The organism is Exiguobacterium sp. UBA6309, from assembly GCF_002439205.1.
Classification (GTDB): Bacteria; Bacillota; Bacilli; order Exiguobacteriales; family Exiguobacteriaceae; genus Exiguobacterium_A.
This window is the reverse complement of the sequence record NZ_DJTL01000005.1, coordinates 113,644-140,576: the sequence shown is the minus strand read 5'-3', so window position 1 is coordinate 140,576 and position 26,933 is coordinate 113,644. Positions and strand designations below refer to the sequence as shown.

Annotated in this window: 29 protein-coding genes and 1 riboswitch; of the genes, 5 read left to right on the top strand and 24 right to left on the bottom strand. The window is 48.2% G+C overall.

Annotated features, from left to right (window positions below; translation table 11 throughout):
* Positions 1–41 precede the first annotated feature (41 nt).
* The 13 genes from B3M90_RS00840 to B3M90_RS00780 form a co-directional block, all read right to left on the bottom strand.
* Complete coding sequence (locus B3M90_RS00840; RefSeq protein WP_290782166.1) at positions 42–581, bottom strand: class I SAM-dependent methyltransferase; 540 nt, start codon at positions 579–581, stop codon at positions 42–44.
* A 105-nt stretch (positions 582–686) separates the two neighbouring features.
* Entirely contained in the window at positions 687–1,424 is a 738-nt protein-coding gene (locus B3M90_RS00835; protein WP_290755621.1) for a Bax inhibitor-1/YccA family protein, read from the bottom strand.
* 57 nt (positions 1,425–1,481) lie between these two features.
* Positions 1,482–2,273, bottom strand: coding sequence for an aminoglycoside N(3)-acetyltransferase (locus B3M90_RS00830; protein ID WP_290755619.1), 792 nt, complete (start codon positions 2,271–2,273; stop codon positions 1,482–1,484).
* Between the two features lie 13 nt (positions 2,274–2,286).
* Positions 2,287–5,292 carry an AAA family ATPase gene (locus tag B3M90_RS00825; RefSeq protein WP_290782165.1) on the bottom strand — a complete coding sequence of 1,002 codons (3,006 nt, stop codon included), beginning with the start codon at positions 5,290–5,292 and terminating at the stop codon, positions 2,287–2,289.
* On the bottom strand, positions 5,274–6,395 hold the full coding sequence (locus tag B3M90_RS00820; RefSeq protein ID WP_290782163.1) for an exonuclease SbcCD subunit D: 1,122 nt from the start codon (positions 6,393–6,395) through the stop codon (positions 5,274–5,276). Before B3M90_RS00820 ends, B3M90_RS00825 begins: the two co-directional genes overlap by 19 nt.
* A 136-nt stretch (positions 6,396–6,531) precedes the next feature.
* Positions 6,532–6,888: a hypothetical protein gene (locus B3M90_RS00815; RefSeq protein WP_290749475.1), complete on the bottom strand. Its 357-nt coding sequence runs from the start codon at positions 6,886–6,888 to the stop codon at positions 6,532–6,534.
* 122 nt (positions 6,889–7,010) lie between these two features.
* Positions 7,011–8,018: a ThiF family adenylyltransferase gene (locus tag B3M90_RS00810; protein WP_290755613.1), complete on the bottom strand. Its 1,008-nt coding sequence runs from the start codon at positions 8,016–8,018 to the stop codon at positions 7,011–7,013.
* Entirely contained in the window at positions 8,015–8,779 is a 765-nt protein-coding gene (locus B3M90_RS00805; RefSeq protein WP_290782160.1) for a thiazole synthase, read from the bottom strand. Before B3M90_RS00805 ends, B3M90_RS00810 begins: the two co-directional genes overlap by 4 nt.
* 2 nt (positions 8,780–8,781) lie before the next feature.
* Entirely contained in the window at positions 8,782–8,982 is a 201-nt protein-coding gene (gene thiS, locus B3M90_RS00800) for a sulfur carrier protein ThiS (protein WP_056060674.1), read from the bottom strand.
* Positions 8,979–9,923: an FAD-dependent oxidoreductase gene (locus B3M90_RS00795; protein WP_290782157.1), complete on the bottom strand. Its 945-nt coding sequence runs from the start codon at positions 9,921–9,923 to the stop codon at positions 8,979–8,981. The genes thiS and B3M90_RS00795 overlap by 4 nt, the downstream gene beginning before the upstream one ends.
* Positions 9,920–10,513, bottom strand: coding sequence for a thiamine phosphate synthase (locus tag B3M90_RS00790; RefSeq protein ID WP_290782154.1), 594 nt, complete (start codon positions 10,511–10,513; stop codon positions 9,920–9,922). The genes B3M90_RS00795 and B3M90_RS00790 overlap by 4 nt, the downstream gene beginning before the upstream one ends.
* A gap of 82 nt (positions 10,514–10,595) precedes the next feature.
* A riboswitch (TPP riboswitch) is annotated at positions 10,596–10,698 on the bottom strand.
* A gap of 56 nt (positions 10,699–10,754) precedes the next feature.
* Positions 10,755–11,975: a beta-N-acetylhexosaminidase gene (gene nagZ, locus B3M90_RS00785; protein ID WP_290782152.1), complete on the bottom strand. Its 1,221-nt coding sequence runs from the start codon at positions 11,973–11,975 to the stop codon at positions 10,755–10,757.
* Positions 11,972–12,397 (bottom strand): OsmC family protein, encoded by a 426-nt coding sequence (locus B3M90_RS00780; protein WP_023467853.1) that lies wholly within the window; start codon positions 12,395–12,397, stop codon positions 11,972–11,974. The genes nagZ and B3M90_RS00780 overlap by 4 nt, the downstream gene beginning before the upstream one ends.
* Before the next feature lie 190 nt (positions 12,398–12,587).
* Here B3M90_RS00780 and B3M90_RS00775 point away from each other — a divergent pair, with 190 nt between their 5' ends.
* Together B3M90_RS00775 and B3M90_RS00770 are read left to right on the top strand one after the other, a co-directional pair.
* Complete coding sequence (locus B3M90_RS00775) at positions 12,588–13,772, top strand: MFS transporter (RefSeq protein WP_290782150.1); 1,185 nt, start codon at positions 12,588–12,590, stop codon at positions 13,770–13,772.
* A 127-nt stretch (positions 13,773–13,899) separates the two neighbouring features.
* Positions 13,900–14,388: a DoxX family membrane protein gene (locus B3M90_RS00770; RefSeq protein ID WP_290782147.1), complete on the top strand. Its 489-nt coding sequence runs from the start codon at positions 13,900–13,902 to the stop codon at positions 14,386–14,388.
* 28 nt (positions 14,389–14,416) lie between these two features.
* Here B3M90_RS00770 and B3M90_RS00765 read toward each other — a convergent pair whose 3' ends face one another.
* The 8 genes from B3M90_RS00765 to B3M90_RS00730 form a co-directional block, all read right to left on the bottom strand.
* Positions 14,417–14,710 carry a hypothetical protein gene (locus B3M90_RS00765; RefSeq protein WP_290782144.1) on the bottom strand — a complete coding sequence of 98 codons (294 nt, stop codon included), beginning with the start codon at positions 14,708–14,710 and terminating at the stop codon, positions 14,417–14,419.
* An 80-nt stretch (positions 14,711–14,790) separates the two neighbouring features.
* Positions 14,791–15,882: a hypothetical protein gene (locus B3M90_RS00760; RefSeq protein ID WP_290782142.1), complete on the bottom strand. Its 1,092-nt coding sequence runs from the start codon at positions 15,880–15,882 to the stop codon at positions 14,791–14,793.
* A gap of 10 nt (positions 15,883–15,892) precedes the next feature.
* Positions 15,893–16,708, bottom strand: a complete 816-nt coding sequence (locus B3M90_RS00755) for a hypothetical protein (protein ID WP_290755597.1) — start codon at positions 16,706–16,708, stop codon at positions 15,893–15,895.
* On the bottom strand, positions 16,705–17,382 hold the full coding sequence (locus B3M90_RS00750) for an ABC transporter ATP-binding protein (protein ID WP_035408568.1): 678 nt from the start codon (positions 17,380–17,382) through the stop codon (positions 16,705–16,707). The genes B3M90_RS00755 and B3M90_RS00750 overlap by 4 nt, the downstream gene beginning before the upstream one ends.
* Positions 17,375–17,755 carry a GntR family transcriptional regulator gene (locus B3M90_RS00745; RefSeq protein WP_290755595.1) on the bottom strand — a complete coding sequence of 127 codons (381 nt, stop codon included), beginning with the start codon at positions 17,753–17,755 and terminating at the stop codon, positions 17,375–17,377. The genes B3M90_RS00750 and B3M90_RS00745 overlap by 8 nt, the downstream gene beginning before the upstream one ends.
* Before the next feature lie 155 nt (positions 17,756–17,910).
* Positions 17,911–18,099, bottom strand: a complete 189-nt coding sequence (locus tag B3M90_RS00740; protein WP_035408570.1) for a hypothetical protein — start codon at positions 18,097–18,099, stop codon at positions 17,911–17,913.
* A gap of 13 nt (positions 18,100–18,112) precedes the next feature.
* Positions 18,113–18,988, bottom strand: a complete 876-nt coding sequence (locus B3M90_RS00735) for an SDR family oxidoreductase (protein ID WP_035408573.1) — start codon at positions 18,986–18,988, stop codon at positions 18,113–18,115.
* 87 nt (positions 18,989–19,075) lie between these two features.
* Positions 19,076–19,537: an NUDIX hydrolase gene (locus B3M90_RS00730; protein ID WP_214855495.1), complete on the bottom strand. Its 462-nt coding sequence runs from the start codon at positions 19,535–19,537 to the stop codon at positions 19,076–19,078.
* A gap of 334 nt (positions 19,538–19,871) precedes the next feature.
* On the opposite strand from B3M90_RS00730, the gene B3M90_RS00725 reads away from it, so the two are divergent.
* Both B3M90_RS00725 and B3M90_RS00720 read left to right on the top strand, forming a co-directional pair.
* On the top strand, positions 19,872–20,612 hold the full coding sequence (locus tag B3M90_RS00725; protein ID WP_290755592.1) for a peptidoglycan DD-metalloendopeptidase family protein: 741 nt from the start codon (positions 19,872–19,874) through the stop codon (positions 20,610–20,612).
* Positions 20,613–20,868: 256 nt separating this feature from the next.
* Positions 20,869–21,813: a peptidoglycan DD-metalloendopeptidase family protein gene (locus tag B3M90_RS00720; protein ID WP_290782140.1), complete on the top strand. Its 945-nt coding sequence runs from the start codon at positions 20,869–20,871 to the stop codon at positions 21,811–21,813.
* Between the two features lie 42 nt (positions 21,814–21,855).
* Here the strand turns inward: B3M90_RS00720 and B3M90_RS00715 are convergent, their stop codons facing one another.
* Complete coding sequence (locus B3M90_RS00715) at positions 21,856–22,965, bottom strand: glycerol dehydrogenase (protein WP_214855490.1); 1,110 nt, start codon at positions 22,963–22,965, stop codon at positions 21,856–21,858.
* Positions 22,966–23,119: 154 nt separating this feature from the next.
* On the bottom strand, positions 23,120–24,460 hold the full coding sequence (gene brnQ / locus B3M90_RS00710; protein ID WP_290782137.1) for a branched-chain amino acid transport system II carrier protein: 1,341 nt from the start codon (positions 24,458–24,460) through the stop codon (positions 23,120–23,122).
* Between the two features lie 279 nt (positions 24,461–24,739).
* Here brnQ and B3M90_RS00705 point away from each other — a divergent pair, with 279 nt between their 5' ends.
* Positions 24,740–25,672 (top strand): DUF2268 domain-containing protein, encoded by a 933-nt coding sequence (locus B3M90_RS00705; protein WP_290782135.1) that lies wholly within the window; start codon positions 24,740–24,742, stop codon positions 25,670–25,672.
* A gap of 57 nt (positions 25,673–25,729) precedes the next feature.
* Here the strand turns inward: B3M90_RS00705 and B3M90_RS00700 are convergent, their stop codons facing one another.
* Positions 25,730–26,920 carry an acetyl-CoA C-acetyltransferase gene (locus tag B3M90_RS00700; RefSeq protein ID WP_290782133.1) on the bottom strand — a complete coding sequence of 397 codons (1,191 nt, stop codon included), beginning with the start codon at positions 26,918–26,920 and terminating at the stop codon, positions 25,730–25,732.
* Between the last annotated feature and the right edge of the window lie 13 nt (positions 26,921–26,933).

Here is a 26,933-nt window from a genome sequence, read left to right as displayed (position 1 = left end):
ATCTGACAGCGAAGTTCAGATGGTCTTTTCCAACTATGTATTCATTTATGTGCATCAAGTATCAACGAAGGAAATTTCATCTGTTCTGCATTTCGGGGATCGTATCGTTTCGAGCGGAAAATGATGCCGTCATCTCCGTTCCAATCTGCTTGATGAAACAATCCGTTCTGATCGAAATATTCTAGAAGGCGCACTTGAAATCCAGCTTCTTTAAATACTTGCTGTAACGTTTCATATGTATAGACGATTTTATGACTCGCCGCCGGATGGTCAGCAGGACCGGGGCCACCGACTTGAACGATTGCTTGGTATGCCTCATCTCGAAAATTACCGTCCGGCACTGCACAACGAACGTATCCCCCTGGCGCAAGATATGTATAACAATGACGTGCCGCATCAATCCCTTCTTCAAACGTTAAGTGCTCCCAGACGTGTTCAGCAAGAATTGCTTGCAACGTGTCGTTCGAACACAACCGTTCCCAATCGGACCGATTGAGCAGATTCAACTCATCTTCCTGTGTATGATACCAGCCGGGATTGTTGTGGTACGGTCCGGCTCCAATAACGATACGTTCTTTCATACGAGATCCTCCTTCTTATTTCACCATTCTATTAATTCTCATTTCATACATTTATCCCTGCTTGCGACAAAAAACAGACGACGGAGAATCCGTCGTCTGTTGCTGTTAATCCCGCGCCGCGAGGCGATATAAGAGATCGAGTAATTCGATATAGAGCCAGATGATCGTCACGATCAATCCGAATGCTGCAACCCACTCCATCGATTTCGGAGCACCCGCACGAACTTGTTGCGAGATAAAATCGAAGTCCATCACGAGTGACAGGGATGCCACGATGACGATGACGAACTGAATACCAATCGCAAGCGGTGAGCTACCTGTCATGAATGGGAGGTCGACACCAAATAACGAGAGAATCAAGTTGACTGCATACAAGACGAAGATCGAGAGAATCGCTGCTGTTACCGCAGAACGGAAACGTTGCGTCACTTTAATCATGCCAGTCGAGTAGACGAACCACATCGCAAATGCAACGACGAATGTCGCAACGACTGCCTTCCCGACGATTCCTGGATACATGCTTTCGAACATGAGCGATAACGCTCCGACTGCCACACCTTCAACGATCGCATAGACCGGTGAAAGAACCGGTGCCGTCGCCGGTTTGAATGTGATGACCAAGGCAAGAATTAGACCGATGACTAGTCCACCAATCAAGGCTGGGAACAACAACCCTTGGTTTTCTGCGAGGAAGAACCAACTTCCTCCAGCTGCTGCCGTGACGAGAGCGAGCAGTAAGAAAATCTTACTCATCGTCCCACTTTTCGTCATCGGTCGTTCTCCGACACGTGCTGTATCGAACCCACGACGCAATGCCGGGTTAACTTTAAAACGTGAAGCCATTGCATTCACTCCTTTTTATGATTCTGCTTTGTATTACGAAAGCTTCCCGAAAAAGTTTCAAAATAACCATTGATCGAGTGCTTTTAATTGCAACATGACGACCGGGATCGAGGCTTTGGCATCGATGCGGTGTGATTTCGCTTGCCCAATCAAACCGGACGTCACGAAGTCCGACCCTTCGAGCGCTTCCCCGATCGGACCAAATGCATCACTATCGACTTGACGGTGTCGGTAATGGATGAACCGTTCCGTCGTTCCTTCTCTGACTTTACAACCGTCCTCGACGTCCGGGCGATTCAGTCCGTATTCGGCATAATGCCAGACGGTCGTCGTATCCCACGGCGAACCGATATGGAGAATTTGACCGTCCGCTTCAATAAAGCGTTCAATCGGTGAGCCAGGACCGAAACCGTTTTCCAGTGTATGATCGGCAACGAATGTCGCCGCATCCTTCCCCCATGCGGTCACCGACCACATCGGATGCTCGCTTCGGACTACACCTGGATACGTTCGAAAGACTTCCGGTACACGACCGATACCACGTGTGACCGTTTTTGCCGGGTCATATGCCGGCATCTCCCGACGGATCGTTTCCCACCATTCTTCAGGTACAGCCGGTTGGCTCCAGTTCTTCGGATCTGAATTATCCGTACTTTGCGCCGGCATCATGATCAACCCTTCCGTCGTGACGACCTCCTGCAAGGCTTCGATCAATGCTTGTACCCCACCAGGAATCCAGCCAATTTGTTTGAGTGACGTATGGACGAACAGTTTCATACCGGACGTCACACCTAATTCGCGTAACGCTTCTTTGATTTGTGATTTCGTGACCATGTTTCGTGTTTCCATCGTTCTGATCTCCTTACTCGACGACTAATGCTATCGTCGACCCCGTTTTTCCTTGCTTGACCTCGATTTTCGCATCAACACGTGACTTCAGCTCCTGCACATGACTGATGATTCCGACCATACGGCCGCTCGCTTGAATTGAAAGCAACGTCTCGATCGCTTGTTCAAGCGATTCCGGATCAAGTGTTCCAAATCCTTCATCGATAAACATCGTTTCAAGCGACACTCCTCCACTTGCTTCTTGCACGACTTCCGATAGTCCAAGCGCAAGTGCAAGGGACGCCTTGAAGCTTTCACCACCGGACAACGTCTTGACGTGACGTGTTTGCGACGTGTAAGCGTCAAAGACATTTAAATCAAGTCCGTATTTTTTGAGTCCTTTTCCTGCCTCCGTTTTTCGCTCGAGCTGAAAACGACCCGATGTCATCTCATGCAGATGTCGGTTTGCGGCGAACAATATTTCATCGAAGTAAGCCGTCTGAACGTACGTTTCGAATGTCATTCGTTGTGCGTTCTCGCCGACACCAACGCGAGCGAGTTCGCCGATGACTCCGTATCTCGCATCCTCGTCCTCAATCTGGCGTTGCAAGCTTTCCCAAGCCGTTATCAACTGATCAATATGTGCCCTTTCCTTCTCGAGCCCGACACGTCGATCGGTCCGTTCCGTCAGTTCGAGTGACGCCGTCTTCAAGTCCATCCGCAACAGTTCAAGATCCGGGCGCACTTGACCTTCCGTCTTCAAGCGAGCTTGTTCCTGTTTCAGCTTCAATTCCTGCCGCTCTAGGCGGTCTTGTTCCAGCCGTTCATGGAGGAGACGAATGTCTTCTCGTGACCGTCTCGCATCGCGGAAGGCTTCAATCGTCGGAAACGCTTCTTCTGCCAAGACTGCGTGTAATTCGTTTTCGCGTTTCGTTAATCGGTCGCTTTGTTCAGCAGATGCCTCAGTCAATTGACGGAATCGACCTTGGTGTTCCGCCAAGTCACGATCGAGCTGTTCCTTTTCACGTAACTGGCGCTGTTTATCTTGCTCGAACTGCTCGATGCGTGTTTCTGCCTGTTGTTGTTCTTCACGAAGTGCTGATAACGATTTTACGAATTCTCCAGATTGACTCAGGCGACCAGTCAAGTGTGCCAATTCCGATTCGATGACAGTTTGGTCTTTTACCACCCTATCAATCTTCAACTGTAGTTGCTCTAGCGATTGTTCGAGTTGTTGAAGACATGTTTCAAGACGTTCTTTTTCCGTCTGTGCTGACGCTAATCGGACTTCCGTCTGTTCGACTTCCCGAAGCTGTGCTAAAACTTCCGCATGAGTTGACTCGTTTTCACTCGTTTTTTGAATCTCGATCGTCAGTTGTTGCAGACGCTCTGCAACCGTCCGGTACGAGGCTTGTAACTCTTGATGCGCTTGTTGTGCTTCTAAGAACCGTTGTTGTGCTACATCGACCGATAGTTCCTGTGCGACGGCGACAGCATGTTGCGGATGCGACGTACTGCCACAGACAGGACAAGCCAGCCCGTCCGTCAATCCCTTGGCAAGTTCAGCAGCCAGTTGTTCCCGTTCACTTTTACGAGCTATTTCATACGCACGCGCTGCCGCCTCTTTTTGATCCCGGACGCTTGTACCGCGGACGATCAACTGTTGTCGCTCTGCTTCCAACTTGTCATACTCTGCGAACTTCGTCGCCAACTGTTGCAGGGTGAAGCGTCGTTCTTGCGCCTGTAAGCGTTCTGCTCCGACGTTCTGCACTGGCCGTAGCTGTTCCTGAACGGTCTTTCGCTCCGTCCGCGTTTGTTCGAGTTGTTTCCTGAACGGTTCCGGATCAAGTTGCTTTAAGCGTTCTGTCAGCTGTTGCTGTTGTTGCCGTAAGAGGGTCTCCGCTTCCAACCGTTCGCATTCTTCTTGAATTTTCTCAAGACGACGACTCAGTTGTTCAATCTGCGGTTCTTCCGCCAGTAATCGATTTACTTTGTCTTGAACGGTGCCTTGCCGCTCTGTCAAGCGCGTGACGTGCTGTTCGGTTTCTTGCTGTTGCCGTTTAAGTCGTGTTAGCTGTTCTTGATCTTGTTGCCATTGATCAAAAAATGGTGCGACGATTTGAGCACGTTCGGCAGCCGTTGCTTCTTCTTGCATCCGCTTAATGTCGGATGATCGTTCAAGCAACAACTGCTCCGTCCGTTGAAGTTGCTCTTGCTCTTGGAAAGCTGCTTCGAGTTGTTCGCCCTGTTGCAACCGTGTCGTTTTGCTCTCGACGATCGTACGTGTTTGTTGCTCCGCTTCTTGAGCCGCTGTCAACCACTCATCCCGTTCCGTCGTCAACGCTTCCATTCGTAACCGGATGTCCGCTTCAGTTAATTCACTCCAGTTTGCTTGCAGGGGTAACTCCTCAAGCTTGGCCCATTGTTTCGTCTTCGTTTCCTTGATGCGTGCCGCAAGATCGAGCGCTTGTCGGTGCAAGCGTTGTTGGAACTCACCATAATGTTCCGTCTTGAACAGTTGTTTGAGAATCTGCAATTTATCTTTTGACTCTGCCATCAACAGTTCCCGGAACTTATTTTGCGGCAACAGGAGAATTTGTGAAAACTGTTTATGGTCGAGCTGGATCAATTCTTGAACGCGCTGCTTGATTTCCGGAATCTTGATGGCAAGTGGTTTCCACGCCACGCCGTCGAACCGAGCGAACTCTGCTTCATGCGAATAGCCGGTTTTATTGACCGGATGCGGTTGACTCGGTTGCCGGATGATGCGATACCGTTCCCCTTTGAGCGTAAACTCCAGTTCGACTTCCGTCTTTTGTTCAGGTACGGCAAAATGACTTCGCAACTCACTCATTTCCCGCTCACCACCGGACGTCTCACCATACAGGGCGAACGTCAATGCATCAAAAATCGTCGTTTTCCCAGCCCCTGTATTCCCGGAAATGACGAACATCGTCCGTCCAGCAAGTGCCGTGAAATCAATCGTCTCTTCACCAGCAAACGGACCAAAGGCGCGTAATGTCAGTCGTTCTGGGCGCATGTCGCTTCCTCCTTCAAGACGGCTCGCATCGCTTCCGTCGGCTTCTTCTCACGAACTGCTTCATAAAATTCACTGAACAGATCCGCAACAGAAGCATCCTTGACCTGCTCACGCGATGCTTTGACCGCCCGCGTACTCTCGCGGACGAATCCGATTCGCTCGAGGTGCAGGATGTTCGGATAGATTTTTTTCAGCTTGCCCATCGGATCCATCAAGGCTTCGCCGTCCGTTAGGTTGATTTTTAAATAATCATCCGTGACTTGCGTCGCAACGAACGCAGGATCCGTCAATTCATCGAGACTACCAGTCAGTTCTCGCAAATCACGTTTTGGTGCAAGCGGTTCGAATCGACGATCGAACGTACCAGTATCGTTCAACGTCAATACATCGACGCCTTTGACGTGATGTGCTTCTGAAAACGAATATTTCAAGAGCGATCCGCTGTATCGGACCGTCTCGGATTGAATTGCAAGCGGGTTGTGCAAATGACCGAGTGCTGTATAGGTAAACGGTGCAAATTGGCTCGCACTGACCTGTCCTGCTGTTCCGACGGACAATTGCCGCTCCGAATCCGTCTCGAGTCCACCGATCACAAAGGCATGACCGACGAGGACACTCGGTCCGTCCGGACTACATCCAGCAAGGATCGTCCGCATCGCGTCATCATGTGTCTTGATCGTTTCGTCCTTGTGCACGTACCGAACGGTCGCTGGATCGGCAAATGGCACCGGATAGAACGACACTCCTTTAATCGTGACCGGAGTAATGACCGGCGTTAGTTTTCCGACGAGATGCAGACCCGCCCGTTGGAGTAACGTTGTTCCGAAACTTAACCGTTCGGCCGAATCGTGATTTCCGCTGATCGCAACGACCGGGATATCCCGATCAAGGATCAAAGTAGCGAGCGTCTCGTCAAGCAGTTCGACGGCTTCCGTTGGTGGTACGGCGCGGTCGTATAAGTCACCCGCAATGACGATCGCATCTGGTTGTTCGCGGTCGACGAGTGCCAAAAAGTCGGCTAGGACCGCCCGTTGGTTCTCGAGCATCGACTCGCCATGAACGATTTTGCCGAGATGCCAATCGGCAGTATGTATCCATTTCATCTTCATCACACTCACTTTTTAAATATAGTAGCTTAAGTGTAGCATGCGAGCGTTCGTTCTGCGACGAACATCCGTTTGGAACACAAAAAGCAGGAGGCGAATGCCTCCTGCTTTTTGCGCTTTCACAACGAGCGTATTACTTCGTCCGTTGCTTTCTAAAACGTTGGACGGAACGAATCACAGAAACTGATCCGCCGATGATCGCACCAACACCGACGACGATGCCTGTTTTAAATTTTTTGCCCGTTGGTTCGGATGTATGCGTTGCTTGATTGTGTTCAAAAAGTTGTTGGAGGGGCGACGACGTCTCGACTTCGAGAATCTTCGATGCATCCTGATGCAAATCTTCTCTACGTTCGACACTACAAGGTGACAGATAGAATGGGTTCAAGTTCGTCCGGTACCGGTCCGGATTCCAGTTGGCTTGCTGGACAACCGCCTGTGTTTCTTCCGTCTGTGCTTGATCCTTCATCGGATCGAATTCTTGTTTCATCTGAATCACTCCTCTTCACGTTCAAAACCTGTAGACCGATTTATGTCTGAAGTCTTATTTACCTGTTTTTTAAACATTTAAAACATATATTTTTAAAATTAGTTTTACTGTTTTATGAACGTTTATCCGAAATAGGCGTGATACAGTCGTTTTGCTTTAACGAGATCCGCCTCGCCATGAATCAAGACACGACCATCTCGAAAGGCGACCATTCGATGCTCATCCGTCGTAAACGCCAGCAAGTATGGATTATGGGCGGAAATCGACGCAACCGGCTGGAGGCGTTGTTTTAATTGTTCGAGATCCCGCTGCCCGTCTCCACGGATTTGAACGGCATCGCGACCGCACAGTGCCGTGAAACGCACCGTTTGATTCGATAAATAAGGATAAGACGGCTCGATGCCGCACGAGGGGCACTCTGTTTGCTTCAGTGACTGGACGTTGATTTGTTGGAATGTATTCGACCACACGTCAAAGGCAAGTAGACGTGTCCGCAACGCGTCCGTCTTACCGCTCAACCACTTCAACGCTTCCGTTACTTGTAGAGAGGCGACCATCTGAACAGCTGGACCGATGATTCCCGCCGTATCACACGTCTCCTGATCACGTGGTAATTGATCGAGCAGACACTGCAGACATGGCGTTTCTCCCGGGCGAACAGTGAAAGTAATCCCGTAACTGCCGATGCAGCCGCCGTAAATCCACGGAATCGAGCGCAACAATGCCATATCGTTCATCAGTAAACGAATATCGAAATGATCCGTCGCATCGATGATGAGATCGATATCATCGAGAAGCCATGTCAGCGCTGCCCGGTCGACATCTAATACATGTGCTTCGATCGTCACCGTCGAATTAATCGCTTCAAGTCGCGCTTTTGCAGCAATCGCCTTCGGTACGCTGTGCCGTGCATCATCCTCCGTATAGAGTTGTTGCCGTTGTAGATTACTCCACTCGACATAATCGCGGTCGACGATTCGGACGACGCCGACACCGGCGCGAACGAGTTGTTCTGCCGATGCTGTTCCGAGTGCCCCCATCCCGATGATCAGTACCTTTGCTGTTGCGAAGCGTGCTTGTCCTGCTTCTCCAATCGGTTGAAATCGAGTTTGACGTGAATAACGTGTCATCGAATCAATCCACTCGTTGGACTACTCGCGACTGCATACTGTTTCTTTTCGATTCTTCCCGCTTCGTAGCCGAAGCGCCCTGCTTCGACAGCTAGTCGCATCGCGTGCGCCATCTTGACCGGATCCTGGGCATGGGCGACAGCGGAGTTCAATAAGACACCATCCGCTCCCAGTTCCATTGCATAGGCGACGTCAGTTGGAGAACCGATGCCGGCGTCGACGATGACTGGGACCGACGTCTGCTCGATGATGAACTTTAGGTGGAGCGGATTGAGGATGCCTTGCCCGGAACCGATCGGTGACGCAGCCGGCATGATGGCATGACAGCCGAGTTCCTCGAGTCGTCGTGCAAGGACGACGTCGTCCGATGTATACGGTAAGACGATGAATCCTTCTTTAAGTAGCTCTTCAGAAGCCCGTAACGTCTCGATTGGATCAGGTAGTAATGTCTTATCGCACCCAATCACTTCGACCTTGACCATGTCGCACATATCGGATGCCCGCGCAAGTTTTGCTAGCCGAACCGCTTCTTCCGCTGTCTTCGCACCAGCCGTGTTCGGTAGTAAATCATACTTCGTTAAATCAAGCGACTCCAAGAAATTCGGTTGTTGTTTGTCGAAGAGATCGAGCCGCCGGACGGCGAACGTCAAGATTTGTGAAGCGGACGCATCGATGGCCTCTTGCTGTACCGTAGCATCCGTATATTTCCCCGTTCCGAGTAATAACCGTGATTCGAATGTCTTTTCTCCAATTTTCAACATCTTTATCCTCCTCCTACGAAATGAACGATTTCGAATGTGTCATTGTTCCGAACGACCGTTTGATCGTAAGCTCCGCGGTCGATGATCTGTCGGTTCTGTTCGACGATGACGAGTTTTTCCCCTAAGCCAAGTTGCGTGAGCATGTCCTCAATCGTCTCAATCTGTTCAATGGTATGGTCGTTGCCGTTAATCGTAATATTCATCGGACTTCCTCCTTTAGGATCAACCGTAATGTGTTTGCCAAGACTTCCGCTGTCGCCGGTGCGAGTAATATGCCATGCCGATGATGCCCCGTCGCTATAAAGATCCGACGGGATGAATCGGCGACTCCGATATATGGCAAGCCGAACTCTGTTTGTGGTCGTACGCCTGACCAGACTTCTTCGATGACAGCATCACGGATCGGTGGATAGAGACGCTCTGCTGCTTGAAGCAGTGACGTGACTCCTGCGACACTAACACCGATCGTCTCGTCGTGCGGTAGTTCGGTCGCACCGATCAATATCCGTCCGTCCGCTTTCGGTACGAGGTAGACGGCGTCATCAAACAGGATCGAGCGTAACGGCTGACCCGCGAGACGGACTGCGAGACACTCCCCTTTGACACCGTGCGTCGCTATCGAAATGCCAGCTGTATCGAGCAAGGCTTGGGACCCGCGTCCGGCAGCAACCGTCACCGTTCGTCCCGTCCACGTTCCCGTGTTCGACTCAACCCTAATGAAATCATTACTCTCCTCGATTCGCGTGACGTCCACCTGTTCTTCGATTGGTACCCCACGATTTCGTAAGACATGCATCAATGCAGTCGTTAGTCGTCGCGGATCGATTTGACCGACCGATGGAAATAAGTATTCTTGCTCATTTTGTTTCAATAAAAATGGTTGTTCCCGGTAGCCACAATCGATCCCGGTCTCGCGCGTGAGGCGTCGCGCAAGTAACGGATACAGACGGCGACTTCGCGCAGCAAGCGTATGCAATTCTTCTCTCAGCTCGATGTCCGTCGCAAGCATCCCGGCAGCCGCCCGACTCGTCCCTTGTCCGCATGTTCCGCGATCAAGGACAAGAACGGATTCGTTCTGACAAGCGAGACTGTAAGCAAGCGTCAAACCGATGACTCCACCACCGATGATGATGTGATCCGTCATACCCGTACCCCCTGATAACGCTGAATGGCAGCATGCGGGTCCGCTTGACCGAGAATACCCGATAAGACGGCGACTCCGCTTGCACCGGTCGCTGCGATTTCAGGAATGCGATCAGGAGTGATCCCGCCGATTGCGATGACTGGTTTCGTCGTGAAAGTGACAACTTGCTTCAAGGCATCGATCCCTCGCGGTGGCACGTTTGGTTTCGACGCTGTCGGATAAATATGACCGTACAGCAATCGATCAGCTCCTTCCGCTTCTGCTGCGAGCGCCTCTGCCAGTGAATGGACGGATTTCCCGATGATGAGATTCGGAAAGTGTCGCCGAACATCGCGGACACGTAAGGAACGTCGCGTCAATTGCACACCGATGCCAGCGACATGGGCGACGTCGGTCCGGTCGTGAACGGTTAATTGATCAGACGAATACCCTTGCGCAAGGAGCGCGTCAATCAGTTCTAGCAATTCTGCTGCCGACAAATTCGGTTCTCGAAGATGAAGCTGATCCGTATATGGTTGAAGCGATTGAAAGGTTTCCACTCCATCGCGTGGATTGATGGATCCCGTCGAAATCAGATGTAAACGCATCATGTTCTTCCTTTCCATACGAAAAAGGACCACTCCCGATGTTGAAAGGAGTGGTCCGAAAATGCGCTGAAGCGCTAAGGATATCTAAGGTTTCGAGCCACTTCCCTCCGCTAGTACGAACTAGATCAGGTTCAAAGGGTCCGGATACTTCCGTCTCAGTCTGCTGGGAGACTCCCCTAGTGTCTTTTCGTGTTTAATTGGCTTGCCCCATTAGTCTAGCATGAGTTGCTTTACTTCGCTAGTCCTAGTTGAGCGCTTCCACTTGCTGAATAAGCTCCGATTTCGTCGGTCGCTGTTGCTTCTGGCTGTCGGCATAGGTCTGCTTTAGCTTCAGGATGCGCATTACTTTAGCATCGAGCATCGCAGGCGTCAGCGTTTTGTCTTTAACGGCTTGCATCACTTCGGTGTGGACCTTCGGATAGGCACCTGCTTCCGAAAACATCGCCATATCAGCTCCATTGACAAGTGCTTGCCGTGCCGCTTCCGCGAGACCATATCGTTTCGTGATCGCCCCCATGACAAGGTCATCCGTGATGATGACACCCTTGAATCCGAGTTGTTGACGCAAGAGGTCAGTCAAGATCGGCTTCGAGAGCGAAGATGGATTTTGGTCGTCATACGCGGGATAGAGAATATGGGCGACCATCACCATCTCGGCGCCCTCTTGAATCGCTTCTTGGAACGGTAACAGTTCCGTTCGCTTCAGTTCTTCCTTTGATGCTGTCACTTTCGGCAAACCGACATGGGAATCGACACTCGTATTGCCGTGACCGGGAAAATGTTTGACGACCGGAATCGTTCCCGTCTCTTGCATCCCGTGCATCAGGGCCGTACCGAGAGTCGCGACGGTCTTCGGATCAGCACTTAACGCACGGTCGCCGATGATTGGATTGTTCGGATTGCTATTGACGTCAAGGACCGGTGCGAAGTCCATGTTGAACCCATAAAATCGTGACAGGTGACCGAGTTTACGTCCGACATCTTCCATTTTTGCAGCATCTGCACCTTGTGCCATCCGTTGACTCGTCGGGAGACGTAACCGTTGATCCGGTACTCGGCTGACCCGTCCGCCCTCTTCATCAACCCCGACGAAAACATACGGTTTTTGGTTCGTTTCTTGAATGGCACGCGTGAACGTCAAGAGTTGATCTTCTGACGTAATATTCCCACCAAGCAGTAAGACCCCACCGATCGCATGCGTCTGCAACAATTTCCGGTCAGCTGCTGAAAGTTCCGTGCCGGCAACTCCGATATAGAGCAATTGATCGATCTTTTCTGACGTCGACATCGCTTCAAGTTGCTGCTTTAATCGTGCTTGTTGTCGTTCTTCCTTTGTCGGCTCAGGCTTTGATTTCTTCGCCTCCGTCGGTTGCTTCGTTGCTGGTTGTGATGGTTTCGTTGGTTCCGTCGTCTCCTGCGCACACCCTGCAAGCAACAGGCAACCGATCAGTGCTACTTTCTTCACAAAGGATCCTCGCTCCGGACACCATTGATGGAATAATAGACGGAAATCTCAGCGTTCAAGGATTGCGAAACCGAACAATATTTATCTTTTGATAACGAGATGGCGCGACGGACCTTATCTTCCGGGAGATCACCTTCAAGCCGGTAATGAATCGAGATCGACGTAAAGCGCCGCGGATGATCCTCTGCCCGTTCCCCTTCGATATCCATTTCGAAATGAGTGATCGTCAAGCGCATCTTCTCTAAAATCGAGACGATGTCGATTCCAGTACAGCCGGCAACGGCATGTAGCAGCAGTTCAGTCGGTCGTGGTGCTTGATTTTCGCCACCGTTCTCCGGTGCTGCATCCATCGCAAGATGATGCCCTGATTCCGTCTGTCCACTAAACCCCATCTGTTTGTTCCATGTCACTGTCGCTTGCATCGTTTCCACTCCTTTGTCAGTAGTCTTCTTCTGTAGTATACGCAAAAAACAGCAAGCCTGGAAATTCACACGCTATTTCGAATAATGGTTCTTTTCCCGAATTCTCGCTTTGCGATACCCGACGAAATCGTTTCATGCTATCCTGTTACTCATAGTTTCGCGCGCAAGCGCCAGAATTGAGGAATCATCCATGTCACCTACTACTCGTTTAAGTCGACGCGATTGGCTGTTGATCGCCACGTTGTCGCTCCTGACGTTCGTTCTCGGAACAAGCGAATTCGTCATCGTCGGGATCCTCGCTGAAATCTCCTCAGCTCTTAATATCACGATCGCAACAGCCGGTACGCTCGTCTCGGCCTTTGCCATCTCCTTTGCGATTGGTACACCGATTGTCATGTCGCTGACCGGTCACTTGGAACGGCGTCGCCTGATTCTACGTCTGTTACTCGTTTGGGTCTTACTGAACCTTGCCAGTAGTTTTGCTCCAAGTTACGAAGTATTGCTCGCCACCCGCATCCTGACAGCCATCCTGACCGGTGTCTTGATCTCGCTCGCAATGGTCGTCGCAAGCGATGGCGTACCTGTCGCGAAGCGCGGTGTCGCCGTTTCGTTCATTTTCGGTGGTTTTACACTCGCGAACGTCCTTGGTGTTCCGATCGGTACGTTCATCGGTCAACACGCTGGCTTCGCAGCCACGTTTTGGCTGACGACAGTCATGGGAATGATTGCGTTCCTCGCTGTGTGGAAGATCGTTCCCGTCCAGCAATCGACGGGCTCCGGTTCAATCAAGGAGCAGCTTGGATTGCTCGCTAATCCACGGATCCTGATCGCCTTCTTCATTCCGTCGTTCGGCTTCGGAGCAACTTACGTCGTCTACACGTACCTCGTGCCGATCCTGCAAACGGAACTCGGCATCGCAAAGACATGGATTAGTCCGATCCTGCTCGCTTACGGTGTCGTCTCGATCTTCAGTAACATCCTTGCCGGCAAGATTGCTAGTAAAAATCCGATGGGACGCTTACGGTTCGTCTTCGTCGTGCAAGCAGTCGTTCTTGCTGCGTTATACTTCACGACAGTATCCCTTCCGCTTGGTCTGTTCAACATCGCCTTGATGTCGTTGATGTCGATTCTACTAACGACTTCGACACAGATCTACTTGATCGACCTTGCCGAAAAGTTCAATCCGGAAGCAAAAGGACTCGCCGCTTCCTTGATGCCGGTTGCGAGTAACGTCGGGATTGCTTTTGGTTCGGCACTCGGTGGCATCGTCTATGCGAACGGTCCGATGATGAACACGGCACTCGTCGGTGGACTGGTTGCGCTTGTCGCTGCTTTATTAACTGCAATCAGTCATCGCCTCGATCAACGGTCATGAAACCGTTACCTTATCCTTTTTTGTAACAGGTCGATGACGGTTCGATGACGTTATGATGATAGTCCCTATCTTACTGATGATTTTTCAGTATGATGGGGACTATGTTGTAGTAGAGGAGTGTCTGAAAGTGAAAGCATTACACATCATCGGTCTTGGTCTATTGACGATCATCCGACTCTGGCTCGGAATTCAGTGGTTCATCGCTGGAATCGGTAAGTACATTAATGGCTTTGATGCACGGTCGTTTCTTGAAGGAGCACTCGCGAAGTCAACTGGCGAAGACGCACTCGTCAGTTCGTGGTACGCGACGTGGATCGAGCAACTTGCCTTACCGAACGTCGGGCTGATCAACGCCTTGATTCCGTTCGCAGAACTCGTCATCGGGATCTTGTTGATCCTCAGTCTGTTGACGGTTCCTGCACTGGTCGTCGGAAGCATCATGAATCTCAATTACTTACTTGCTGGAACGATTGCGTTAAACCCGTTGTTCTTAGCAACCTCAATCGTCTTACTTGCTGCAGGCCGCTTTGCGTATCAAATCGGTATTGATCACTGGATCATCCGCTGGTATCGTTCGTCGCAACAACCACATCCCCTTGATCGGATTCCGGTCTAACGCAAAAACTCTCCCAAACGCGGGAGAGTTATTTTTTTTGTTGCTCGAGAATCGTCTGCTGTGTCGGAACCCCGCCGACTGGGACTGTCCGCTCGAGGAACAGATAAGGTTTGCCATCGACTTCAAAGCGACGGTCACCGAGATAACGCGCTGAACGTCCATCCATTGCAAGCTTTTGTTCGATGGCTGCGACATGTTCGTCGAGTGAATAAAACCGATCGTCAAACGTCAGCGTGATGTTTTTCTTACGGTACCCCAGTAAGAAGCTGTAGTAGAACCAATACAGAGCACCTGCGAAGACAACAAAAATCAAGAATTGCATGTGAGTTCCCCCCCTTGTATAGTCTTTATACGTTGGAAGAAAACGGGAGGTTTCAAGTGATTGAATGAAATTTCTATAACTTACTTCAATCGCATATCACTTAGTGATAACTTAATCTTTGGATTTTTATTCGTAATGTTTCCTTCATATTCAATATTTGCTGATGTCGGATTGAAAACCAATACTCTGTAATCATCATTTTTTAGCTGATAAGAAAAATAAATGCGTCCATTTTCCAAAATAGAGGCCGGGAATCCACCTCCATCTGTGATTTTTTTACGATCAGGAAGTGGAACTTGATGTACTGTATATTTTTCCGACTCCATATCGAACGTATTCCAGCTTAACTGTGTATCATCATTTTCATTTATCGTCACGATTAATTTGCCTTCATTTAAAATTCGAGTGTTAAAATCTTCTCCTTCCAGTTGTTTTAATCGTTTCGTCTTTTTTCCGTCTGTCATAAGCAGACGCTGCTGTTCAGTATCGGGGTTATTCTTAGGAAAATATGTTTGAGAAAAAAGTAGTTGTCCTTTATAGAACGACTCAATGTATTCATTCTTCTTTAATTTGATTGGTAGTTGTTGTTTACGTACGCTATTATTTTTTAAGTCAATGACATAAATAAAGCTTCTTATGGTCTGCTCATCCATCGAATTGCGCTCCACATAAAGTAGATCTTCTGTTCGTTGAAAGGGTGAGTAGGCGTACTTTTTATTATTAACTTCTGAGGGAGTGCTCAATTGTTTTGTAGTCAATTTTTTAGTTTTAAGATCCCAGTATTGCAACTCCCAACTACCGTCTTCTCGACCTTTTAATCCGTAAGTTACGGAATCTTGCATGAGAGTATACGTTTCCTCTTGCATGAACTGTTTAAATGACCGTGGTGCTTCATCATTTATATAAACACGGTCGAGATACATATTATTTAGATAAGATGATTTTGATTCAGAGACTTGTCCATCTTTAATCGAGACTGAGAAGTCTGTTGGTTGACGCACTACATCGATTAAGTTGATTTGTAGATTTTGAAGAGTGCTTTGCTTCGGGCTACCGCTCTTTGTTTCAACTACTAATTCAGGTTTTTCTAAATTTAAGACGTATCCTACATAAAAAGCTAGTGATACGACACTGATTAGTATAAAACCAATGAAATATTTATATGACCGCATATTATCCCCCTTAGACCGAGATTTTCCATTTCAGAAGTCGCAAACTTCTCCAACAAGCATAAATCATGTAGACAAAGACAAATCCGATGAATAAAGCGTCTTTTTCTGAACTTAGTAATAAATGTGTTTGATCCAAAAAATAAATACAGACGAACGCATACGATACAAAAATTGTCGTTTCAATCGCGACTCGAATCAATCCTTTTACTTTTCGATGTGACCGCTCCAACAAAACGAGCAAAAAGATTAAGCAGACAATCATTGTAGAAATAAGGATGATAAAAATCATATTAGTTAAATTCGTCGTATAAAATTCTTCCAATGAACTACTGAATATATTCGTATTAGAACTTTTTTGATACTCCGCTTGGATTGACCAATCAAATAAATAAGATCCAGCCTTAAGAAAACACCATTGCAAACCAATAAAGCTAATCATGACCAGAAATACAGCAGTTAATTTTGAAAAGAAAATGCTATATCTTCGCCCTGGAAGCATTAATAGTCGATAGATGTATTTTGTTTCCCCAAGCCAATCACGATACCAAATTTGAAATGCGTAAATCACAACGAATACAATTCCTATCAAAGTCATAAATACGAAAAAAGATGTCGTATCTGCATAATCTAGCTTTCCGATTTGTTGAAGTGCCTCTGATAATGTTGCACGATTATTTTCCATGAAATTCTTGATATTTTGCTCATGAAGCATCACTTGCGCAACGACCGACACCAGCTCAATTGCTACCATTGCAAGCACGACGATCATATAAAGCTTAAAACTCCGCTTAATCTCTTCATTCGTCAATTGTATGTATTGTTTCATCGCTGATAGACCTCCCGCATCCGGTCCTGAACCGACTTCCCGTACAGTTCTCGCATCTCTTCTGTCTCATGTTCATCGATGATCCGACCGTCCTGTAAGAAGACGACCCGGTCGATCAAATGCTCGATTTCCTGAATTTCGTGTGTCGTCATCAGGATACCGCGCCCTTCCATGAAGTGGCTTGAGAATAATCCTGCAATCTGTTCTTTCGTAAACAAATCAATTCCGGCGAACGGTTCGTCGAGTAATAAGTACGGACGATCGAGAGCAAATCCAAGAATTAAGCTGACCTTCGCCTGGTTTCCTTTTGATAAATCGGTAATCTTATCTGTTGAAAGTAGCTGGAAAATTCGCATCAATTCATTCGCAGTCTCCTGGTTCCAATCGGAATAATAATCCGCCATATATGTCAGCGCATCACCGACCGTCATGTAGCCGGGCATCGTCTGAATATCTGGAACGAAGGCGATCTTATTTCGGTTGATCTCGCCATCGACGAGAACCGTTCCTGCGTTGACTGGAACAAGACCTGCGATTGCCTTCAGGATCGTCGATTTCCCCTCACCGTTCAAACCGATCAGACATGTCAATTGATCCATTGGAACGGAAAACGAGACGCCTTGAAGGACTGGTTTTTTTCCGTACTTCTTTTGTAAGCCATGGACTTCAAGCATCGACCTTCCTCCGTTCCGTTTCCTGATAGACGGTCTCAACTTTCGAGACGACCTCATCAAGTGGAATTTGAATCGCCTTGACGGCATCGATGAATTCAGAGACTGCTTCTTCAAGCATCTCAGCACGTACTTTTTGGACGACTTGTGGATCGCGTGTAATCTTACTCGGGACATTCCGTTCTGTCGTAATCAATTGCTGCTCCTCCATCTCTTTGTATGCTTTTTGTGCGGTATTCGGATTGATTCCGAGCTGTGCGGCGATTTCGCGGCGGGACGGGATCTCTTGCCCGCTTTGCAATTCCTCGGTCGCGATTCGTTGTTTGAACCAACGGACGACCTGCAGGTACACCGGACTTCTTTGGTCGAACTGCATCGGTAGACCTCCCTTTCCTGTGCAATGTATTAAAACATTAATACACTTCTCTTCTGTATCATACTCATCATACAGTTTGTCTGTCAAGCTGGTTTGTCTTCTTCATCACGAAAAAGTCACCATCCGATTCTTGGATGGTGACTACGGTCAGCTTATTAATAGGGATTTGGATCTTCCTGCGGTGTATCGGGAATCTCAGTTGGTTCCGGGAACGTATCCGGTTCCGGTTGACGGACAGGATCTTCCTGTGGTGTATCTGGTACCTCGCTCGGTGGTGCTTGCGGAACTTCGTCCGGTTGATGATCCGGTTCACGTTCAGGCACTTCATTCGGATTTTTCTTCATCATGTTTTCCCCCTTAAGACGTGATGTAATCGCCGCCGTTGATATGAATCGTCTGACCCGTGATGTAACTCGAATCACGAGAAGCCAAATAGACATAAGCCGGTGCATTTTCTGACGGTTGTCCCCGACGCTTCATTAACGTGTCTTCCCCATGCGACTCGACTTTCTCCTTCGAGAACGTCGCTGGAATGAGAGGCGTCCAAATCGGTCCCGGTGCGACGGCATTAACGCGAATTCCTTTCTCGATCAAGCTTGAAGCAAGCGAGCGCGTCAATGTCGTAATAGCGCCTTTCGTCGCTGAGTAGTCGATCAGCGACGGTGCTCCACGATACGCTGTCACCGATGATGTATTGATGATTGCATCTTCTTTATGCAAATGTGGAAGCGCAGCCTGAATCAAATAGAACATCGAAAAGACATTCGTCTCGAATGTTTCCTTCAATTGATCTGGTGTGATCGCAAGGAAATCATCTTGCGGGAATTGTTTTCCGGCATTGTTAACGAGAATGTTCAATTGACCGAATTCTGCAATGACGGTATCGATGATCGCTTGCGCATTTTCCGGTTGACTGACATCTTTCGCGATTTTTAAGGCTTTGACCCCGTAGCCTTCAATCAACGATTTCGTCTTTTCTGCGTCTTTTCCCTCATTTAGGTATACGATTGCGACGTTTGCCCCTTCTTTCGCATAAGCGACAGCAACGGCTCGACCGATTCCACTGTCTCCACCTGTGATCAGTGCAACCTTTCCCGTCAGTTTTCCTGAACCGACATAATCCGGATCATCGTAGATCGGTTCCGGTTTCATGGCGTACTCGACACCGGGTTGTTGTTCCTGCGTCTGCCCTCGTGCTTCTTGATGCATCGCTTCGAACTGCTCTTCTCTCATGAACGATCAGCTCCCTTATCATTGTGGAATGAACTACCTGATTAACCATTCCCTTGCGATACATCTATAAACGTTTTTCTGAAAAAGTCAGATGTCATTCGTCAATAGCGTTGGAAATACATTGGTTTGAAGCATTTTTGATAATTCGCTTGGATACAATGTATATTGATCCAGTTTATCGAACGGAACGAACCGGTACGTCAATTCTTCACCTTCAGGACCGTAAAAGTCTTCCGTTGAAAGTGGTAGTGGTTCTCGACATGTTACTTCATAAAACATCCCCAGTTCATGAAACTGATGGTCTGCGTAATTAAAGAAATTTTCATGCAGGAAACGGAAGACCGGTGGCTCGATTGACTGTCCTAATTCTTCTAATAATTCACGTTCAATCGCTTTGGCACCACTTTCACCAAATTGTACCCGTCCTCCCGGTAATGACCAAAAATCATCTTCTCCTTGCCGATGAATCAAGAGATGTTCATCTTGAATCAACAGCGCCACTGCGCGAATGTTAAGCTTTTTTTGATTTACTGCAAACGTCAAATCCATCTCATTACCTACTCTCTTTTTATTAGACTCCCATACTTTCTCATCATTTCCCACGATTGCGTTTTGTCATCAAATTCATCTCGTTGTAACACGGATTCATCTTGATTTTAAGGGATTCTGAGATTGAATATGTATTCAATATTACAACATTTGTTATTATAATATATTTAAGCAATCGAATTGAAATACAAACGTCTGACTTTTCAATGCTATACTCTCGTTAGTCAAATGACGACAGCATCATCTACTTCAATTCACCACACTTTACACCACACACATTCTATATACATGTCATTTCCGACAAGATTTCGATTTACATCAAGGAGGAACATTCATGAAAAGAACAATCACGACACTTGCAATGAGCGCGCTCGTTGTTTCAGGTTTTGCAGCTACGGGTACAGGTAAGGTTGACGCAGCTACGAAATCTACGTACAAAGTAAAAATCAAAGCAGACGGACTTCGCGTTCGTACTGGCCCATCTCTTAAATACCGGATCGTCGACGGCGTCAATTCGGGACAGACTTTCAAATACTTGGGGCATCGCGGAAACTGGACAAAAATTCTTCATAAAGGACATAAGCGTTACGTCTACTCAGGTTATGTGAAAAAATATCGCGTTTCTGGTCATACAGCGAAGAAAGCCTCATTCTCGACTTCATCAAATGGCTTCTCGCGTCCGACAAGCGGTCCAGTAACACAAGGTTATGGAAAAACGAGCGGCATCTTCGGCTACACATTCCATAACGGCGTCGACTTTGGTGCACCAATCGGAACGCCCGTTCGTGCAGCAGCGGCAGGTAAAGTTGTCACATCGTCTTACCAAGGAGCATATGGAAACCATGTCATGGTCAAACATAAAGTGCACGGTATTTCGTACACAACGGTCTACGCTCACTTAAGCAAACGCTCTGTCTTCGTCGGTCAAACGATCCCGAAAGGCGCAACGATCGGTGCAGTCGGCAGTACAGGAAACTCGACAGGTGCTCATCTTCACTTCGAAATCCATCGCGGTAACTATGTCTATAGCGGTACTTCTGCAGCAAACAGCGTCAATCCACTCGCCTTTTTATAAGCATTTAAGGTACCTCAACCGGGGTACCTTTCTTATTTTTAATGGACATTTCATCATATCCAATTCCATCCAATCTTGTCAAAGGAATTTATGGATAAATGGAAAACAAACAAAATTAATGTCTTTAAATATAATTTATTGAAATAATATCGAAATGTGAATGTAACATTTAAACATTTTCGTAAATGTTATACTCATCTATGAAATTTACATAACGGTTTAGTCACACAAATTACATATTCAGGAGGAATGAATCATGCATGGTTTTTGGAAAGGTGTTTCAGCGACAGCCATCGCTGTGGCAAGTTTTGCTTCGTTTGCCATCCCACGTGCGGATGCAGCAACGACGTTCTATAAGGTGAAAGTCATGGAGGACGGTTTGCGTGCTCGAACGGGTCCTTCGACATCATACGGTACGATCACGAGCTTTGAAAAAGGTGATACATATAAGTATCTCGGACGGACAGGCAACTGGACGAAAATTCTGTACGGTTCAAAAAAAGTCTATGTTTCTTCTACATATGTTAAAAAATATTCAGTAACACGTATCTATAAGATTAAAGTCAATGTCGACAACCTTCGTGTTCGTAGCAGCAGTTCGACGAGCAGTACAGTCGTCGGAAGTGTCGATAAAGGCGAAACGTTCCGCTACCTCGGTCGTACAGGCGATTGGATCAAGTTCTTATACGGTGGAGATAAACGATTCGTTCATGCGGACTATGTCTCGAAATACGCTGTTTTGACACTGACGGATAGCAGTGGCGCATCAAAAGCGTCAACGTCGACATCAAAGAACTTCGCGACGCCAACGAGCGGTCCGATCACACAAGGTTATGGACCTTCTAGTGGTGCTTATGGTTACACATTCCATAACGGGATCGATTATGGTGCAGCAAAAGGTACACCAGTCTATGCGACAGCAAGCGGTAAAGTCATTACGTCTCAGCTCAAAGGCGCGTACGGCAACTATGTCATGGTTTCACATACGATCAACGGATCGCCGTTCATCAGTCTGTATGCACATATGAATAGCCGCTCGGTCTCGGTCGGTCAAACCGTCACGCAAGGTCAAAAAATCGGAACAGTTGGCGAGACAGGTAACGCTTTCGGAACACATTTACATTTTGAACTCCATAAAGGATCGTACGTCTACAGCGCAACTTCTGCCGGTAGCAGTGTCAATCCACTCGATTATCTGTAAAATGACAATAACCCTCGCCGTCTCGGCAAGGGTTATTTTTTCTTATTGTTTTCGCTTTGCTTGATACGCTTTTGAATAGCGATCGGCAGCGATGATCGCATCAGCGACTTCGTCCGCCGTGACGTTGAATCCGCTGTGGATCGTCTCACCTTCAGCGGTCGCTGCCTCTCCGACTTTGACGATATCTTCACGTGACGCATCCTTTAGCTTGACGTCCTCGAGTGTCACCGGTAAACCAAGATCCGTGTAAAGCGCGATATAGCGCTCGATTTCTTCTTGTGGATGTTCTTCGAGCGCTAACTGGACAAGTGTACCAAAGGCGACCTTTTCTCCATGCGTCAGGTGGTGAATCTCACCGTCAAGTGCCGTAAAGCCATTATGAATCGCATGCGCCGCTGCTAGTCCCCCACTTTCAAAGCCGAGCCCACTTAACAGGGTATTCGCTTCGACGACGGCTTCGAGTGCTGGTGTGACGACTTGTGCCTGAACGGATTCGTACGCCAGACGCCCGTGCTCGAACAAGACTTCCTCACAACGTTTGGCAATCGCTTGTGCCGCAATTGTCGGTCGTCCTCCCGCCATCGTCTGTCCACCAAAGGCGACGACACTTCGAACTTCGACCCATGTCGCGAGAGCATCGGCAATTCCGGACGCGAAGAAACGCGCTGGCGCTTGGGCAATCAGTTTTGTATCGACGAGAACAAGATCGGGATTCTTCTTATAGAAACGATAGCTTTCGAAAATCCCTTCGTCGGAATAGATGACGGACAGAGCACTCGTCGGTGCATCGGTCGAAGCAAGGGTCGGTACGATGACGACGGACACGTTCAGCTCATCCGAGACGGCTTTTGCTGTGTCGAGCGTCTTTCCACCCCCAACTCCCATGACGAAACGAACATCCGCTGCTTTTGCTTGCTCAGCGATTCGTTTTACTTCATGCCGTGAGGCTTCACCACTAAAGTCTGCCTTCTCGATGCTGACGTTTTCGCCGGACAGCGACTGCTCGACACGTTCCTTTACGATTTTCCAGACGACATCGTCCGCAATGACGAGCGCTTTTTCACCGAACGGGCTCACATATGTACCGAGCCGGTCAATGACATCCTTTCCTTGGACATACTTCGAGGGACTAATGAAGACACGTTCTGACATGTTTCAACATCCTTTCTGTAAGGGACACGATGGTCAATGATATACAGTAGAGGAATTGCCGTTTCCGCTTATGCTTAAACCCACAATCGAGTGAACAAAAAAAGCGGACTTTGATCATACGATCAAAAATCCGCTTTCCTTTATACATGACAACTTAAGCCACACGTGACGATGATTGTGTCTGTGCTGTTTTCTTACCAACGATTGCCCCGATCACCCCACCGATGATGGCTGGAACGACCCATCCGAGACTGACGGAAGTAAACGGTAATACCGCGTCGAACACTTTCGTGACGGCTGAGACGTTAATCCCTGCTGTCTTTAATCCATCAAACAAGCTGACAACGAATGTCATCCACAGCGCCCCTTGATAAACGGCTGGTTTGCCTTTAAAGAGTGGATGCAAGAACGTTAAGAAGATCAGACAGATCGCGAGTGGATAAAGCGTCATCAAGACTGGTTTTGAGACGGCAAGCAATTGATTCAGACCGATGTTCGCGACGAGTGCGCTGAAGACTGATAGACCAATCGTCCATTTGACGTACGAGATTTTTGGCACGAGTGCCGAGAAAAACGCGGCACACGCCGTGATCAAGCCGACACTTGTCGTCATACAGGCAACTGTAATCATCAGACCGAGTAAAATCGCACCGTATTCACCGAAGTAATGATCCGACACAGCCGACAAGATCTCTGCTCCGTTCGCCAGTTGTCCGATTTCCGAGACACTCGAAGCACCCATGAAGGCAAGCGCCGAGTATGTGATTGCAAGCAAGGCTGCGGCAATCAACGAGGCTTTCGTACAAATCAGCAGCAACTGCCGCTTCGAAGTGACACCTTTTTCCTTGATCGCTGCGATGATGATGATACCGAAGACGAAGGCACCGAGCGCATCGAGTGTCATATATCCTTCTTGGAAACCGTTAAAGAAGGCATTCGTCTGATATGTCTTCAAAGGATTCTGAAAACTTCCGATTGGATGCAAGACGGCAACGACAATCAACAGACCGATGAACGTGATTTTAATCGGTGTCAGTACCTTCCCGACGACATCGACGATCTTTGTTGGGTTTAAGGACAATAGACAAGCAATCGTGTAAAACAAAATCGTGAAGATCAGTAACGGCAAATGGCTCGTCGATTCACTGAAGAACGGCTTGATTCCAATCTCATACGAGACCGTTCCGGCACGTGGAATCGCGAAGAATGGTCCAATCGCAAGATACAAGATGACCGAGAACCCGATTCCGAAAGCAGGATGAACACGTGACGCCATCGCTTGTAGATCGCGTTCCCCTGAAAACGCGAATGCGAGAATCGCAAGCAATGGTAGACCGACACCAGTGACAAGGAATCCGGCATTGGCAACCCAGACATGCTCCCCTGCGAGCTGTCCGAGCATCGGCGGAAAGATGAGATTTCCTGCCCCGAAGAACAAGGCGAAGAGCATCATGCCGATGACGATGATAAATGATGTTGGAACAGTTTTAGACATAATAAACCCCCACTGATGATTTCCGACTTCATCCGCTCCCTAAGCAGATAAAGTACTTCGTTCGAAAGAATACCATACGTTTGAGACCTCGTGCTAGGAGTTTATCTGGAGAATATTCTGAAAATTACGCAGAAAGTTTGGCGGAACTACGGTCTACGGATTTTGTTACTGCTGTGCGTCGAAGCATGAAACCGGATTCATAAGTTCATTTGACGTAGTAGGAAAATGATATTCTTTAGAGAAAGTAAATATATGGATAATTAAACAGGAGGTATTTTCATGAAATCGATTTATCTTCTTAGCGCCACCCTTTTACTTGCCAGTTGTTCTCCCGCTGCCGAAAAACCAAAGACGTATGACATTACGTTTACGCATGAGAAACAAAAGATTCAAATCGTTCCTTTGTATAAGGCGTATGACGATTACATTCAAGCGGTTTCGAAACATCCAGAGGACAATGAGGAACTATTTAAAAAATATGTATTGGGAGCTAAAAATAAGATCATCAAAAAAGAACAGCTTCAAGCTAATTTTGATTCTTCACTTCTAGAGCATCCATCTGAGAACATCGAAGACTTAAGACAGATGAATACATATCTAAAAAAGCATCATCAGCGCATCATGAAACAGATCAAGTCCAGTCTCCTGACTTCGATGAAACAACTTCCACGGGATGAGAAGCTCGTCGTCTTCGTCTCCCCGACGACACCAAATACTCACGATGGTGCCAAACGTTATGGTGGTGTCAGCGGTGTCGCTCAAGGAAACAATTCGATGACTCTGTTCTTCTTGAAGGATTTTTCGGAAACATCATTACGCAATACGACAGCGCATGAGTACCATCATACTATTGCTCTCAATGAACCAAGCCGCACGACGGTGCTTGATCATATCATCTTTGAAGGGGAGGCAGAATTTTTTGCCCACAAGCTCTATCCAATGGAGTCATCGGAATCAATCATCCCATTGTTAAATCACACCTTAGAGCATGTGATTTCGGAGCTGAATTCGGAGCGATTGACGACGGATGATTTGATCCTTGGAAATTATAAAAAAGATATTCCAGCGTCCGTCCAATACAGACTCGGCTATATGATTGTCTCCGACTTCGTGAAACAACATCCCGAGGTCTCCTTGAAGGAGTGGTCACGGATGTCATCTGTGCAAATTCTTGAAAAAAGCAGTTACAAAGACATTTTAACGATTCGCTAAAAACAATAAAGCACGAGACAACGGGAGCAAACATCTCCTTCGACTCGTGCTTTATTGTTAACCTTCGTATTTTTTGACGATCGTCGCTACCCCTTGACCGCCCCCGACGCATAACGTCGCAAGACCATGCGTCTCACCCGTTCGCTCGAGTTCATGGATCAACGTAACGAGAATCCGCGCCCCACTCGCACCGATTGGATGACCGAGCGCGATTGCACCGCCGTTGCGGTTGAGCTTCTCATGCGGGAACTGTAGCTCCGCATCGACCGCGAGAGATTGTGCCGCGAATGCTTCGTTCGCTTCGATGACATCGATCTCCTCAAGCGTCAGTCTCGCTTTATCGAGTGCCTTTTGGACCGCTTGGACGGGACCGATTCCCATGATGCTCGGATCGACACCGGACGTTCCATTCGCGACGATCTCAACGAGTGGTGTCACGCCGAGTTCTTGTGCCTTTGACGCGGACATGATGACGAGTGCCGCAGCCCCGTCATTGATGCCAGATGCATTGCCTGCCGTGACCGTTCCGTCCTTCTTGAATGCCGGTCGCAAACGACTGAGTGTTTCGACAGATGTTCCGGCACGCGGAAACTCATCTTGCTCAAAACGGATCGGGTCGCCTTTTCGTTGTGGAATCAGAACCGGCGTGATTTCCGAGACGAACCGTTCTTCCGCCAACGCCGTCTGCGCTTTTTGCTGACTCGTCGCCGCGAACTGATCCTGGGCTTCGCGGGAAAGTTCATAAGCGTCTGCCAAATTTTCTGCTGTGATTCCCATGTGATAGTCATTAAACGCACACTCAAGTCCATCCTGGATGATCGTATCGACAAGCCGTTGGTCACCCATCTTCAGTCCAGACCGTGCGCCCGATAAGACATAAGGCGCTTGGCTCATGTTCTCCATCCCACCGGCAACGATGACATCGGCTTCGCCCGACTTGATCGCCTGATACGCGAGATGGACGGCTGAGAGACCGGATCCGCAGACCTTATTGACGGTCATCGCAGGGCATGTCTCCGGTAATCCGGCAGCGAGTGCCGCTTGCCGTGCTGGATTTTGACCAAGTCCTGCTGAGAGGACGTTACCGAAAAAGACTTCATCGACGTGATTCCCAGCCACACCTGCTTTTTCAAGTGCTGCGCGGATGACTGTCGCACCGAGTTCCGTTGCTTTGACGTCCTTCAAACTTCCATTGAAATTTCCGATCGCCGTGCGCGTCGCACTGACGATGACGACTGCTTCACTCATCTGCTCCATCTCC

What these genes read in the sequence shown, in the direction of transcription:
- B3M90_RS00705 (WP_290782135.1), top strand. Translation starts at nt 24,740, where the DNA reads ATGAAATCGATTTATCTTCTTAGCGCCACCCTTTTACTTGCCAGTTGT.
- B3M90_RS00840 (WP_290782166.1), bottom strand. Translation starts at nt 581, where the DNA reads ATGAAAGAACGTATCGTTATTGGAGCCGGACCGTACCACAACAATCCC.
- thiS (WP_056060674.1), bottom strand. Translation starts at nt 8,982, where the DNA reads ATGAATATTACGATTAACGGCAACGACCATACCATTGAACAGATTGAG.
- B3M90_RS00765 (WP_290782144.1), bottom strand. Translation starts at nt 14,710, where the DNA reads ATGCAATTCTTGATTTTTGTTGTCTTCGCAGGTGCTCTGTATTGGTTC.
- B3M90_RS00760 (WP_290782142.1), bottom strand. Translation starts at nt 15,882, where the DNA reads ATGCGGTCATATAAATATTTCATTGGTTTTATACTAATCAGTGTCGTA.
- B3M90_RS00835 (WP_290755621.1), bottom strand. Translation starts at nt 1,424, where the DNA reads ATGGCTTCACGTTTTAAAGTTAACCCGGCATTGCGTCGTGGGTTCGAT.
- B3M90_RS00730 (WP_214855495.1), bottom strand. Translation starts at nt 19,537, where the DNA reads ATGGATTTGACGTTTGCAGTAAATCAAAAAAAGCTTAACATTCGCGCA.
- B3M90_RS00795 (WP_290782157.1), bottom strand. Translation starts at nt 9,923, where the DNA reads ATGACGGATCACATCATCATCGGTGGTGGAGTCATCGGTTTGACGCTT.
- B3M90_RS00740 (WP_035408570.1), bottom strand. Translation starts at nt 18,099, where the DNA reads ATGAAGAAAAATCCGAATGAAGTGCCTGAACGTGAACCGGATCATCAA.
- B3M90_RS00820 (WP_290782163.1), bottom strand. Translation starts at nt 6,395, where the DNA reads ATGAAATGGATACATACTGCCGATTGGCATCTCGGCAAAATCGTTCAT.
- brnQ (WP_290782137.1), bottom strand. Translation starts at nt 24,460, where the DNA reads ATGTCTAAAACTGTTCCAACATCATTTATCATCGTCATCGGCATGATG.
- B3M90_RS00720 (WP_290782140.1), top strand. Translation starts at nt 20,869, where the DNA reads ATGCATGGTTTTTGGAAAGGTGTTTCAGCGACAGCCATCGCTGTGGCA.
- B3M90_RS00810 (WP_290755613.1), bottom strand. Translation starts at nt 8,018, where the DNA reads ATGACACGTTATTCACGTCAAACTCGATTTCAACCGATTGGAGAAGCA.
- B3M90_RS00815 (WP_290749475.1), bottom strand. Translation starts at nt 6,888, where the DNA reads ATGAAACAAGAATTCGATCCGATGAAGGATCAAGCACAGACGGAAGAA.
- B3M90_RS00725 (WP_290755592.1), top strand. Translation starts at nt 19,872, where the DNA reads ATGAAAAGAACAATCACGACACTTGCAATGAGCGCGCTCGTTGTTTCA.
- B3M90_RS00780 (WP_023467853.1), bottom strand. Translation starts at nt 12,397, where the DNA reads ATGCAAGCGACAGTGACATGGAACAAACAGATGGGGTTTAGTGGACAG.
- B3M90_RS00700 (WP_290782133.1), bottom strand. Translation starts at nt 26,920, where the DNA reads ATGAGTGAAGCAGTCGTCATCGTCAGTGCGACGCGCACGGCGATCGGA.
- B3M90_RS00775 (WP_290782150.1), top strand. Translation starts at nt 12,588, where the DNA reads ATGTCACCTACTACTCGTTTAAGTCGACGCGATTGGCTGTTGATCGCC.
- B3M90_RS00825 (WP_290782165.1), bottom strand. Translation starts at nt 5,292, where the DNA reads ATGCGCCCAGAACGACTGACATTACGCGCCTTTGGTCCGTTTGCTGGT.
- B3M90_RS00715 (WP_214855490.1), bottom strand. Translation starts at nt 22,965, where the DNA reads ATGTCAGAACGTGTCTTCATTAGTCCCTCGAAGTATGTCCAAGGAAAG.
- B3M90_RS00745 (WP_290755595.1), bottom strand. Translation starts at nt 17,755, where the DNA reads ATGCAGTTCGACCAAAGAAGTCCGGTGTACCTGCAGGTCGTCCGTTGG.
- B3M90_RS00750 (WP_035408568.1), bottom strand. Translation starts at nt 17,382, where the DNA reads ATGCTTGAAGTCCATGGCTTACAAAAGAAGTACGGAAAAAAACCAGTC.
- B3M90_RS00755 (WP_290755597.1), bottom strand. Translation starts at nt 16,708, where the DNA reads ATGAAACAATACATACAATTGACGAATGAAGAGATTAAGCGGAGTTTT.
- B3M90_RS00735 (WP_035408573.1), bottom strand. Translation starts at nt 18,988, where the DNA reads ATGAGAGAAGAGCAGTTCGAAGCGATGCATCAAGAAGCACGAGGGCAG.
- B3M90_RS00790 (WP_290782154.1), bottom strand. Translation starts at nt 10,513, where the DNA reads ATGATGCGTTTACATCTGATTTCGACGGGATCCATCAATCCACGCGAT.
- B3M90_RS00805 (WP_290782160.1), bottom strand. Translation starts at nt 8,779, where the DNA reads ATGTTGAAAATTGGAGAAAAGACATTCGAATCACGGTTATTACTCGGA.
- B3M90_RS00830 (WP_290755619.1), bottom strand. Translation starts at nt 2,273, where the DNA reads ATGGAAACACGAAACATGGTCACGAAATCACAAATCAAAGAAGCGTTA.